The sequence below is a fragment of the Streptomyces sp. NPDC007346 genome (assembly GCF_040703535.1).
In the GTDB taxonomy this organism is placed as follows: Bacteria; Actinomycetota; Actinomycetes; order Streptomycetales; family Streptomycetaceae; genus Streptomyces.
Genome location: NZ_JBEYKR010000047.1, coordinates 1 through 12,563 on the forward strand (window position 1 = coordinate 1; position 12,563 = coordinate 12,563).

7 protein-coding genes and 1 pseudogene are annotated in these 12,563 nt (G+C 67.5%); 3 read left to right on the forward strand and 5 right to left on the reverse strand.

Annotation, left to right across the window (positions count from 1 at the left end; genetic code table 11):
• Positions 1–76: 76 nt before the first annotated feature.
• From AB0917_RS14825 to AB0917_RS14835, 3 genes are all read left to right on the forward strand, one after another.
• Positions 77–2,386 carry a LamG domain-containing protein gene (locus tag AB0917_RS14825; RefSeq protein WP_366819916.1) on the forward strand — a complete coding sequence of 770 codons (2,310 nt, stop codon included), beginning with the start codon at positions 77–79 and terminating at the stop codon, positions 2,384–2,386.
• Between the two features lie 205 nt (positions 2,387–2,591).
• Entirely contained in the window at positions 2,592–9,014 is a 6,423-nt protein-coding gene (locus AB0917_RS14830) for an RHS repeat-associated core domain-containing protein (RefSeq protein WP_366819917.1), read from the forward strand.
• Between the two features lie 106 nt (positions 9,015–9,120).
• Positions 9,121–9,459 carry a hypothetical protein gene (locus tag AB0917_RS14835; RefSeq protein WP_366819918.1) on the forward strand — a complete coding sequence of 113 codons (339 nt, stop codon included), beginning with the start codon at positions 9,121–9,123 and terminating at the stop codon, positions 9,457–9,459.
• Positions 9,460–9,566: 107 nt separating this feature from the next.
• On the opposite strand, the pseudogene AB0917_RS14840 reads toward AB0917_RS14835, so the two are convergent.
• The 5 genes and pseudogenes from AB0917_RS14840 to AB0917_RS14860 all read right to left on the reverse strand — a co-directional run.
• Positions 9,567–9,812 (reverse strand): annotated as a pseudogene (locus tag AB0917_RS14840) (transposase); the annotation flags it as partial.
• 588 nt (positions 9,813–10,400) lie between these two features.
• Positions 10,401–10,931, reverse strand: coding sequence for a hypothetical protein (locus AB0917_RS14845; RefSeq protein ID WP_366819919.1), 531 nt, complete (start codon positions 10,929–10,931; stop codon positions 10,401–10,403).
• Positions 10,928–11,620 (reverse strand): hypothetical protein, encoded by a 693-nt coding sequence (locus tag AB0917_RS14850; protein ID WP_366819920.1) that lies wholly within the window; start codon positions 11,618–11,620, stop codon positions 10,928–10,930. Before AB0917_RS14850 ends, AB0917_RS14845 begins: the two co-directional genes overlap by 4 nt.
• Positions 11,617–12,138: a nucleoside 2-deoxyribosyltransferase domain-containing protein gene (locus tag AB0917_RS14855; RefSeq protein ID WP_366819921.1), complete on the reverse strand. Its 522-nt coding sequence runs from the start codon at positions 12,136–12,138 to the stop codon at positions 11,617–11,619. Before AB0917_RS14855 ends, AB0917_RS14850 begins: the two co-directional genes overlap by 4 nt.
• Positions 12,135–12,530, reverse strand: coding sequence for an HIT domain-containing protein (locus AB0917_RS14860; protein ID WP_366819922.1), 396 nt, complete (start codon positions 12,528–12,530; stop codon positions 12,135–12,137). Before AB0917_RS14860 ends, AB0917_RS14855 begins: the two co-directional genes overlap by 4 nt.
• Between the last annotated feature and the right edge of the window lie 33 nt (positions 12,531–12,563).

The following is a 12,563-nucleotide window of genomic DNA, read 5'->3' on the forward strand; positions in this document are numbered from 1 at the left end:
GTAGCACAGATATAAAAACTTTCTACGACTCCATACAACCCGGAAGGCTCAACAAAGAAATCTCTAAAAAAGTAAAGTGCGAAAAAGCACTGAAGACAATCCGGACGAGTCCAACGAGAACCTCACCCCCACGGTGCGTGACTTCGCGGCCGGTAAGTTCGCCCGACTGACCCTCCAGCTCCGTGCCCACGACGAGGGAGACACGGCTGCCTGGAAGCGTTTCAAGAACGACGCCGTCCTGTCGGTCAAGTACGTGGGTAAGCCTGCCGTTCCCGTGAACGTCGGAATCACCTCGGGGACCGGCACGGTCTGCTCGCCGAGCTCCTCCGACCCGGCCGTCATCAGCGATCCGACCCCTCAAGTGGTCGGCAAGCCGAAGACCATGGCCGGTGGTGAGTCCCAGGCCAATCTGCGGATCCGCTGGCGCACCGAGCGCTGGGACGGAAGCGCCTGGGTAGTGGCACAGACCGATATCGACAGCCCGACATCCGGCTATGTGGGCAATCTCTCCGTACAGTCCAGGAGCCTTCCGACGGCGCTGACCGAGGGCGTCGGCTATCGCCTCAAAGCCCTGACGCTCTCGTACTACGAAGGGGGCACGAACCGGCTCAACACCGGCTACAGCTCTCCCTGTTACTTCAAGATCGACAACACTGCGCCCAAGGCTCCGACCGTGAAGCTGCAGGCTCCCTACTCCCAGTGTCTGGCGAATGCGTGTGCGGCAGGAGGAGGGCCGGGAGTGGTGGCGAAGGTCCGGTTCACCCCGGCGGCCGGGGACACCAACATCGTCGATTCTCAGTACCGGCTCACCGAGAGCGATGCGTGGAAGACGGTATGCAAGCCGGGGTCGCCCTGCATTTTTGAGGCCGCCATCACCCCGGCGAAGTCCGGTACCCAGCGCCTCTACGTCAAGGCGAAGGACTCACTCGGGCGTTGGGGCGCCCAGCAGGTTCTGGACTTCCTGGTGGCCTCGGGTGAAGGGCCCGTCGCCCGCTGGCGCTTCGACGAAACCACGGGCGTGGCGAAGAACAGCGTGGCAGGTGGCTCCGCACACGATGCGTCGTTCATCGGCACCGCGATCCGTGACGATCGGGGCCGCCGGGGAGTGATCACCCACGACGCGGACGGCGTGCCACTCGAGAACCCGCTCACGGACAGGGGCCTGTCCTTGGACGGCAGCGGGGCCGCCGCCGCGACCGCCCGACCGGTCGTGGAGACTCGGTCGGCGTACACGGTCTCCGCGTGGGCGCGGCTGAACACCCGTGACAAGGACGCCATCGTGCTGTCCCAGGACGGAGCAAAGTACAGCTCCTTCCTCATGTGGTACGAGACCAGCTATAACTCCTGGGTCTTCGGCGTGAAGGAGAAGGACGAGGACAACGGGCAGGCTTACTTCGGTGTCGTGGGCCGGGCGCCTGCCGTGACGGGCGCGTGGACCCATCTCGCCGGCAGCTATGACCCGGCCACGAAGGAACTGAAGTTCTACGTCAACGGTGTTTTCCAGGGAACCCGGGTGACGCCTGGCGGCTGGTCGTCATCCGGCGCCTTCAACATGGGCCGCTACCTCTGGAACGGTCAGCGGAACTGGAACTTCAACGGGTCGATCGATGAGGTCGCCGTCTGGCAGCGCCGACTGGAGGACTCCGAGATCGCGGACGAGGCCAGGCTGATGACGTCGGAGGGATTCGCCGGTGCCGAACTGGTCGCTGACTGGTCGCCGACGGGTGGCAGCGGCACGGCGATCACGGACAGCACGTCCGGCTATGGCCGAACGCTGAATCTGACTGGCGGTGCGGCGATCCAGGACGGAGAGATCCTCTTCGACGGTGTCGACGACGTCGCCACGTCCAGCGGGGCGCCGCTGGACGATACCGGTTCCTTCACCGCCACGACGGCCGTCGCTCTGGACAGGGAGCGAGTGCTAGCGAAGAGCGTCGGCTACACCGGCCAGGTCTTCGGGCAGCGCACGGTGAGCGGGTCTTCCTGGGGCTTCTGGTATCAAATGATGGGCAAGGACACCGTCCTCGACCCCGAGACCGGTCTGGAAGTGACCGAACCGGTCGGCAAGTGGCACTTCGGGCGTCTCAACGCCGACGGGACCCTGACCTCCGTGGTGTCGGACGACGTCGTGTCGTTGGACGGCGTGGTCCGGCTGACAGGGACGTTTGATGCCCAGGCCGGGACGATCAGCCTGTACACGGGTCACGTCCAGAACGGTGACAACAAGGCCTACACGGCACAGGCGGGTACCGGGGACCTTGCCGTCGCAGCCGCCCAGATCGGCGGGGCCTGGAAGAACCATCTCCCGGCCCGGATCTCGGAGATCCGCCTGTGGGCGGGCGCCATGGCCGGCTCGGCCCAGATCGACGCCCACGTGGGCGACTGACCGATCCATCGTCGAGGGCGGTGCCGCGGCTGGAGCGGCACCGCCCTCGCTCTCACGGCCTGACGGCCGTACGACCGGCGACCAGGTGGGAAGCCGGCCTCTCGAACTGGAGTGCATGGACATGTTCGGCACTGACACAAGACGGCGGGGGAGTGGGGGCTGGGGCCTCCGCCCCAGAGCTCTGGCCCTCGCGCTGGCCTTGGGCATGGTGACACCGCTGGCGCTGGTTTCCGGCGCCGAAGCAGCCCCAAGCGGCCTCGGCCAGCCTGACACTCAGGAACAGCGGATCAGCAAGGTACGGGCCCTCGACACGGCGGCGGGTCGGAAGGCCCGCAAGCAGGTCGCAGCCGATCTGGAAGCCAACACCCGGCAGGCGGGCCAGGCAGCCACCGAGCGGCGCAAGGCCGCCTGGCCGAAGCCGGGAACGGCCATGCTCCCAACGGCGCAGGGCAAGCCGGCGGAGGCTGTCGTCGGCGGGCTGCCCCTGGCCCTGTCCCGACACGAGGACCCGAGCGCCAGGACGGCCAGCCACGTGCGGTCGACCGTCACCGTCCTGGACCAGAAAGCGGCCGACCGGCTCGGCATCACCGGAGTGGTACTCACCGCCGAGGTGCCACCCGACGGACCGGCGGATGTGAGCGTGGAGTACGGCGGGTTCGCCTCCGCAGTGGGTGGCGGCTGGGCCGGCAGGCTGGAGCTCGTACAGCTTCCGGCTTGTGCGCTGACCACACCGCAGAGACCAGCCTGCCGCAAGCAGACCTCCCTTGGATCCGACAACGACATGCGCGGTCAGAAGGTCTCCGCGACGCTGCCGCCGAAGCCAGCGTCCGCATCAGAAGCTGGCGGCCTGGCGGCGTCCGCCGCCGGTGCGACCGTTCTGGCGCTCACCGCCGCCGGGGCAGGTACCGGTGAGTCCCCGAAGGGCAGCGGCGACTACTCCGCCACCGAGCTCGCCGAGTCCTCCACATGGTCGGCGGGCAGCAGCTCCGGTGCCTTCACGTGGAATTACGACCTCAAGCTTCCTCCCGCCGCCGCGGGGCCGACGCCCACCGTGTCCCTTTCCTATGACTCCGGCAGCGTGGACGGCCGCACCGCCACCACGAACAACCAGGGCAGTCCCGTCGGCGAGGGTTTCGGCTTCACGGAGTCCTACGTCGAGCGCAGTTACGGCAGTTGCGACGAGGACGGTCACGAAGACGTCTTCGACCTCTGCTGGAAGTACGACAACGCCCGGCTGGTGCTGAACGGCAAGTCCAGCACCCTCGTCAAGGACAAGATCACGGGGCAGTGGCGGCTGCAGGGGGACGACGCCTCGTCGGTCACACGCTCTACGGGTGCGGACAACGGCGACGACAACGGTGAGTACTGGACCGTCGTGACAGGCGACGGGACCAAGTACGTCTTCGGCCTGGACAAGCTTGCCGGAGCCGGAAGCCAGCGGACCAACTCCGTGTGGACCGCCCCTGTCTTCGGCGACGACAGTGGAGAGCCGGGGTACACCGGCGGGGACTCCTTCTCGAAGCGCTCCCTGACCCAGGCGTGGCGGTGGAACCTGGACTACGTGGAGGACACCCGGGAGAACGCGGCCACCTACTGGTACACGGCAGAGGCCAACCACTACCGCAAGAACAAGGCCGACAAGGCTGACACCCCCTACATCCGCGGCGGGTACCTGAACGAGATCCGCTACGGCCTGCGCAAGGGCGCCCTCTTCACCGACGCCGCCGACGCCAAAGTCACCTTCGTCCACGCGGAACGATGCACCGCGGCGAACTGCACCACCCTGAAGAAGGAGACGGCGCACAACTGGCCCGACGTACCGTTCGAGTCGCTGTGCTCCAAGGACGACGCCGGCTGCGAAGCCCTGGCGCCGGCCTTCTTCACCCGTAAGCGCCTCACAGCCATCAACACCTTCTCCTGGTCCGCGGCTACGTCGGAGCACACCCCCGTGGACTCCTGGGCGCTGACCCAGAAGTACCTGGACGGCGGCGACATCGGTGACACCTCGGACCAGGTCCTGACGCTCACCTCTCTCAAGCGCACGGCCAAGGCGGGAGGGGCCATCGAGTTCGAACCGGTCGGCTTCACCTACCACATGCGACCCAACCGCGTGGACGGCACGGACGACATCCTTGCGCTGACCCGGCCCCGCGTCTCGACCATCACCTCGGAGACGGGAGCGGTCACCACTGTCACGATGTCGGCGCCCGAGTGTGTGCGCAGCGAGGTCCTCGGCAAGCCGGAGGACACCAACACCCGCAACTGTTTCCCGCAGTTCTGGAACATCAATGGTTCCTCGGTAGCGTCCGTGGACTGGTTCCACAAGTACCGCGTGGTGGCCGTGGTCACGTCCGACCCGGCAGGGCAGAACGACACGGTCGAGCAGGAGTACGTCTACAGCGGAGCCGCCTGGCACTACAGCGATTCGCCCTTCACGCCCAAGGACGAGCGGACCTGGTCGGACTGGCGTGGATACCGCCAGGTCACCGTCCTCAAGGGCGCCAAGGGCACTACTCGTTCGAAGGTCATTTCCCTCTACCTCCAGGGCATGGACGGGGACCCCAACAAGGACGGCACCACCAAGTCCGTCAGCACACCCGCGGTCGCGGTCACCGGCCTGAACCTCGCGACGATCACCGACTCCGGGGCCTACGGCGGGCAGCTGCGACAGCGCATCACCTACGAGGGGAGCACCCCGATCGGGGTAGTGCTCAACCAGCCCTGGCAGAAACAGACCGCACGACAGGACGTTCCCGGCGCAGGCGATCACGTGGCCCGCTACGTCCGCACGCAGAAGACCACCACGTACACCTACCTGACCGCCCCCAAGAGCTGGCGCGCCCGGACCGTCTCCACCGACCACGACGACTACGGCATGCCCTACCAAGTACAGGACAACGGCGACGACGCCAAAAGCGGCGACGAGACCTGCACCCTCACCTGGTTCGCCCGCAACAACGACTCCGGCATCACCAGCCTGCCCTCACGCACCCGGACGGTAGGTCGGACCTGCGCGACGACCGACGCGTCCCTGGACCTGCCCGGCGACTCCACCCGCCGCGGTGACGTCCTGACGGACTCGGCCATCGCCTACGACGGCGCCGCCTGGTCCGCCACGCAGAAGCCCTCCAAGGGCTTGCCGACCTGGACAGCTCGCGCCGCTTCCTACACTGCGGCCGACGCCCCCTTCTGGCAGAAGACCGGCACCACGTCCTACGACACCCTCGGACGTGCCCTGTCCGTCACCGACGCCGACGACAAGACAACCGTCACCGGCTACACTCCGACCGCCGCGGGCCCGCTCACAGGGACCGTGGTAACCAACGCCAAGGGCTTCAAGACCACGACGTTCTTCGACGCCCGGCGCGGGCTTCCACTGCGCACATACGACGCCAACTCCCGTAAGACGGAGGTGAGCTACGACGCTGTCGGACGGCTGACGGACGTATGGCTCCCCAACCGCAACCGGGCCGCGGGTGAAAGCCCGAGCCAGAAGTTCCGCTACGCACTCAGCAACAGCAAGCCGTCGGCGGTCTCCACGGCAGTGCTGAAGAAGGACGGGGTCAGCTACAACACCACGTACACGATCTACGACGCGCTCCTGCGGCCACTCCAGACCCAGTCACCGACCCCCCAGGGCGGCCGGCTGCTCACGGACACCCGCTACGACTCCCGAGGCCTTGCCTACGAGACGCACGCGGACATCTTCGACAGCGCGGCCACGCCCAGCGGCACCTACACACGCGCCGAGTACGGCGAATCGCCCACCCAGACCGAGATCGTCTTCGACGGCGCCGAGCGGGAGACCTCCAGGTCGGTGCTCTTCTTCGGCGTCAAGCGCTGGACGACGGCCACCGAACACACCGGTGACTCCACCGGTACGAGCGCCCTCGCCGGGGGCACCGCGAACCGGGTCATCATCGATGCCCGCGGCCAGAAGACCGAAACCCGCACCTACGCGGGCCGGCAGCCCGCCGACCCCGCGTACGGAGGAGGCCTGGGTGTCCCATACACCTCGGCGTCCACGAAGTACTCCCTGGACGGCAAGACGACCGTTTTCACCGGTCCGGACAAGGCGCGCTGGAGCTACGAGTACGACCTGTTCGGCCGGCAGACCGCCGCCGTGGACCCCGACAAGGGCCGGGCGACGACCGGGTACAACAAACTCGACCAGGCGATCCGGGTCACGGACGCCCGACAGCGCTCGGTGCTGACGAAGTACGACGAGATCGGCCGGATCACCGGTACCTGGGACGGTGCCGAGACCGACGCGAAGCGCCTCACCGAGCACCTCTACGATGGGGTCATCAAGGGCAAGCCGTCCTCATCGATCCGGTACGTCGGCGGGAAATCCGGCCAGGCGTACACCCGTGAGGTCCTCGCCTACGACGCACTCGACCGTCCCTTGAGCACCCGGATCAAGCTGCCGGGCGACGACCCGCTGGTCAAGGCGGGCGCTCCGGCAACCATCGATTCGACGAGCGCCTACAACAACGACGGGACCCGCCAGAACACCAAGGAACCGGCGCTTGGCGGGCTGCCCTCGGAAGTTGTCCAGTACGGCTACACCGCCCTCGGACAGGTCAAGACCGTCGTCGGCAGCACCGGTTACCTGCTCGACACCGACTACTCGGCCCTCGGCCAGCCGCAACAGCTCATCCTCGGCGTCGCCAACACCGAGGCACACAAGAAGGCCTACGTCACCCACACCTACGAGGAGGGCACCGGCCGTATCACCCGCAGCCACGTCACCGACCAAACGCACCCGTACATGCTGCAGGACCTCAACTACAGCTACGACCAGGCGGGGAACGTCACCGCGATCGCGGATCCGACCACCCTCGGCGGCACCGGAAAGGCGGAGGCCCAATGCTTCGCCTACGACGGCTTCCGTCGCCTGACCGAGGCCTGGACCCCCTCCTCGCAGAAGTGCTCGGACCCCCGAGACGCGTCGAAGCTGTCGGGACCGGCGTCGTACTGGACGGGCTACACCTACGACACGGCCGGACAGCGCAAGACGGAGACCCAGCACAAGCCGGGCGGGGACACCACCGCCACCTACTGCTACCGGGGCGGCGAGAAGCAGCCGCACACCCTCGTCGGCGTCAGCGACAAGGGCAACTGCGCCCAGCCCGAGCGCTCCTACACCTACGACGACGCGGGGAACACGGACTCACGGCCGGGAACGACTGGGAAGCAGGTTCTGGAATGGGGGACCGAAGGCAAGCTCGCCAAGCTCACAGAGGGAACCCGCACCACTGACTACCTCTACGACGCGGACGGCAACCTCCTCATCCGCGGCGAGAAGAACGGCGAGCGGGTGCTGTACGCCGGCGCCACAGAGCTGCATCTCAGGAGCGATGGCACCTTCTGGGCCCAGCGCTTCTACGGATCCACCGAGCTGTCCGTCGCCGTGCGCACCAACCAGACCGGCACCAACAAGCTCTTCTACCTGGCCGGTGACCAGCACGGCACCTCCAGCCTGGCCATCGCCTCCGACACACAGGCGGTGACCAAGCGCTACCTGACCGCCTTCGGTGTGGAGCGGGCGGGCGCCATCGGAACCTGGTTGGACGACCGGTCCTTCCTAGGCAAGACACGCGACCGGTCCACCGGTCTGACCCACCTCGACGCACGTGAGTACGACGCCGAGCTGGGCCGGTTCATCAGCGTCGACCCGCTGCTGGAACCGGAGAAGCACCAGTCACTCGCCGGCTACGGCTATGCCGAGAACAATCCCGTCACCCTTTCCGACCCGTCCGGTCGCGGCAGCTTCTCCTGCACCATGGGCGTCGACTGCCCGACAGGAGCAGAGAAGGTCGAGGAGACTGTCTCCCCACCGCTGTGGGGCGCCAGCAGCACCGGCACCTCAGGCACTTCCTGGAGCGGACCGCTCGGCTACACCGGCATCCCGACCTTGCCGCTGGTGCAGCAGCCGCCGCTGCTCATGGGCCCCGACCCGATGCCGTTGCTGTTCACCGGGCCGATCAGCCCCGAGATGCAGAAGCTGCAGAAGATGTTCATGGAGGCACAGGCGATGTGCAGTGTGCCGTCGGGCAGTCTCGCGAACAATGAGCACGGGGGTGACGGCACAGTCAACAGCGACGGGCCGTGGTCACTGGCATTCCGCTGGGCATGGGGCAGCCCTGAGCTGAACAACAGGGTCCCGGACGTCTCCTATGACGGCGATGACGAGCTGACCCAGAGCCTCATCAAGAGCACCAGCATGAAGGACGCGCGGGAGTACGTTGCGGATCAGTTCCGGGAGAAGGGGGCCACCAAGGGCGAGAAGAAGTACAGCGTCACCAAGAACTCCGACGGTGACGATCTCAACCTCGCCCAGATCGTCGGTGTGTACGCTTCTGACTTCGGCGGACTGCTCGTCGGGAAGGACAGCAGGGAAGCCCAAGGAGTGCTGGGCTCCTACGACCTCACATACAAGATCACCGAGAGTAAAGGCAGCACGCTCACGGTGGAGTACGAGGCGTGGACGGACATCGACAACGAATCGTTCGCGCCGATGCAGTGGAAGTGGCAGAAGGTCTTCAACGGGACCCCTCAGTACACCGGAGGCTACTTCGCCGGCTACCGGGTCGATATCCGTTGGCAAGAGACCATCTACAAGTAGGCAGGCCGGAAGCATGTCAATAGGAAGAGGGCGATTCGCCGCCCCATCCCTTGCCCTGGGACTGGCCTTGGCCCTGGGCGGGTGTTCCACCGCCGGCACAACAGCGGTGGACACCGCCAGGCTGCCGGGAATCTGGACCGGGAGCGGCGGCGGCCGTGTCGAGTTCCACGCCGACGGCCGGTTCAGCATGAAAAGGATCCCCACTGAGTCCATCGGCTTCGCTTTCAGCGAGCCGCCCGACGAGGACAGAGTCGCCGGCTCGGGAACCTGGGAGCGGGATACAGACGAGGACCGGCTCAACCTGATGATCGACGCCGGTGGCTCGTTCACCGACGCCGACCAGGTAGCCGTTCTCATGGTCGCCGAGGACGGCCCGCCCCAAGTGCTCTTCTTTAGCACGAACGTCGACAAACCATACGGCTACGAGATCAAGAGGAATCCGTAGTCTCGCCGAATGCCTCGGTACAGGCCCCGGGCCGGAGACCTTCCGGTTCGGAGCCCGTGCCAGGCGGCGTGGGTACTGAGGTTGAACTCGGGATGTCGTGCTGCTGGTCAGACGGGTCGGATAGTCAGGCCGGTCTCGGTGAGGCAGCCGTCGATGAGGTTGCTGCGGTACTGAATGTGCCGTAGGCCGCTCCAGACTGTGCGTATGAGGTGCTCTGGTGTGGAGAAAGCGACGTTGGAGAGCCAGCCGCGCCGCAGGAGGGACCAGATGCCTTCGACGGGGTTGAGGTCGGGTGCGTAGGGCGGCAGGTAGTGGATGGTCAGCCAGTCCCGGGTTTCGGCGAACTCCCGCAGTGAAGAGCACCGAGTTCTAGAGCTGACCGGGCGGGTGCACTTGCGTTGAAGTGTCCGCCCCGCGATGAGCCCACGCGCGAGCGGCCCACCACTCAGTGGGCGGTAGGCCGCTGTGGCCGTCGAGCCTGACCAGCCGCGATCATGGAGTGCCACCACCCTCCTGGACCCGCTGGCCGAAAGCGCGGCTGTTGCCGCGTGTGCTCTCCGACGCTTCCGGCCCTGAACGGTGGAGCGACGGCGCCGTCGAAGACGCGGCAGTCCCCGCGCAACCGTTAACGCCGTTAATACCCAGAGGGTCCAAACGACACCGGAGCTGATGCTCACCGCGGCCGCATCGCCTACTGATGTGGTCGATGCGCTGGTCGCCTTCCTGGCACCAGCGGACCTCGCATCGGTCGCGGAACTCCTCCTGGACAAGCTGGGCGACAGTGACAGCCCAAGCCGAGCGGCGGCCTCGGTCTAGCCACGAGACCGACGTTCTTAGCAGTCAGCTGCGTCGCTGCACACTGTCTGCCTTGGAACGCAAGAAGGCCCGTACCTCCTGCGTCGTCGCAGGGAGTACGGGCCTTCTCTGTGCCGGTAGTGCGGTCAGGCCGCCCAGGTCGCGGGCGCGCCTTCGTCGGGGTTGGGGAGGCCGGCGGCGGCCGCCGGGGCGGCGGGGTGGCGCAGGGCGGTGATCGGGACGGCGCCGGGCTCGGTGGCGGCTGCCCAGACCATGCGCCAGGTGTCGTCCCACTCGCATCCGCAGCTGTGGTCCGGGTGCGGGTGCCGTAAGAAGACGCCCCATGTCTGGACGGCGCGCGGGATGCGGGGGATGAGCTCCGAGGGGTCGTCGCCCGGGTAGTGGAGGTTCCGCCAGCCGTGGACCCGGGCCATGTACGCGGCGGCGCCCTCGATGACGTCGGCCCACCGGTGATGTCCGAGGGCCAGGAAGCCGGCCGGGTAGAGGTGGGCGTCGGTGGCGTCGTCGATCCCGGCGATGTGCAGGCCGCGGTGAATGACGAAGCCGGTCTCGGCTGCTTCCTCCGCGTCCTGGCCGGGGGTCCAGATGCATTCGGCGGGGTGGGTGCTGCCGTCGTCGCTCGTGTTGGTCGCGATCTCGTACAGGGTCGTGGTCATGCGGTCGCTCCTTCGACTGCGGCGGCCAGGAGCGCGGTGATGTCGGTGAGGTACGGGTCGGTGTAGCTGTCGTGGTCGCTGGTGTCGAACAGCGTGTCCTTCACGGTGACCGTGGCTCCGGGGATGACGGTGGCGGCCTGGCCCGCGAGCTCGGTGTTGAGCTGGTCGGCGTCGTGGGCGGCGACCCAGGTCTGGAAGTAGGGCCCGAGGCGTAGCAGCGTGTAGCTGGTGCCGTCGGCGCGGTGGGCTTCGACGTGGGCGCCGTAGTGGGCGGGGTCCATGCCGACGTCGTCGGGGAGGGGCTGGTTGGCGGCGGCGTGGGTGAGCGGCGCGTAGGCCGGCTGCCAGGTGCCGAGGATCGCGGGGATCTCGCAGCGCAGCCATCCCTTGCGGTTGTAGCCGAGCTGGTGGCCGTGGAGGTAGGCCGCGGCGTGGCCGGTGTCGGGGTGGACGAGGGCGACGGCGATCGCTTCGGTGCCGTGGTTGTCGCCGGGGCGGGGGTGGGCGCGTTCGATGAACGGGCCGACCCTCACGGCGATGTCCTGGCCCTGGCCGGGTGTCCAGGGCTCCGGGGAGCGGAGGGCGGCGATGGCGGCGAGGTTGGCGCGGAACGTGTCGAGGGCGGCTTGGTCCTGGGGAGTGAGGGGGCCGGGGGCGTGGCCGCAGCGGCGGAAGGAGGGGAGTTTCATCGGGCGGTCTCCTGCTCGGGGCGGATTACCGGGGTGGTTGCTGTAACCAGTGCGAGGGCCGCCGCCACGGTGTCGGTCAGGGTCTCGCACACCGGGACGCCGTGGCGGTGGGCCACGTAGATCAGGTACCGGTTGCGCTCGGGGTTGGGGCAGTCGGGCGGGCAGCCGAGGATCGCCCGCCCCGTCGTGGCGTCCAGCCCGAATTCCACGTTCGTGGTCATGCCCGGCAGGGTGCGCAGGTCGCGGGGAATCCAGAACAGGATCGCCGTCGCCGCCGCGCGGGCGTCGGTCTCCCAGTCGACCTGGGTCTCGTACCGGTCGGCGCGTTCGCCGTGTCGGGATTCGGGGCTCAGGACGGTCAGCGGTGTCTGGCCCGTCCACTGCTCGGCCAGGAGTCGGGTGGCTTCCGGCCGCCAGGACGGGGCCGGGGTGCTCTTGTCGGGGGTGGGTCCGGCCAGGAACACCTTGGGGCCGGCGGGGATGGGCTCGCGGGCCATGACGTAGCGAACGGTGCTCATCGGGTCCCTCCGGCTCGAGTGGTGGCACAGGCGGTGCAGGCGGCGGGCTTCGTCCAGGGGAGTAGCAGGCCGTCCTTCTTGGCCCGGGGAACGATGTGCCAGTGCAGGTGGAACACCGTCTGCGTGGCGTCCGGCCCGACGTTGGTGATGAGGTTCAGGTCAGCGCCGATCTCGGCCGCGTACTGGGCGGCGCGGCGCACGGTGTCAGCGGTGATCTCCGGGTCCTCGATGGCATCCGCGACGTGGGGGCGCGGGATGACGAGGGTGTGCCCGTCGTTGACGCCGCCGCGCGGCTTGATGGCTAGTGCGTCGTCCCACTCGCGCAGGATCGTGGCGGGCGCCCGCTCGGAGACGATGGCGCAGAAAACACAGTTCGGGTCAGAGGTTGTCACGGTGCCTCCAGGTCGAAATGGGATGGGGTGAGG

Coding starts and splice junctions, on each gene's coding strand:
- AB0917_RS14845 (WP_366819919.1), bottom strand. CDS start 10,931: ATGACCACGACCCTGTACGAGATCGCGACCAACACGAGCGACGACGGC.
- AB0917_RS14850 (WP_366819920.1), bottom strand. CDS start 11,620: ATGAAACTCCCCTCCTTCCGCCGCTGCGGCCACGCCCCCGGCCCCCTC.
- AB0917_RS14830 (WP_366819917.1), top strand. CDS start 2,592: ATGGTGACACCGCTGGCGCTGGTTTCCGGCGCCGAAGCAGCCCCAAGC.
- AB0917_RS14855 (WP_366819921.1), bottom strand. CDS start 12,138: ATGAGCACCGTTCGCTACGTCATGGCCCGCGAGCCCATCCCCGCCGGC.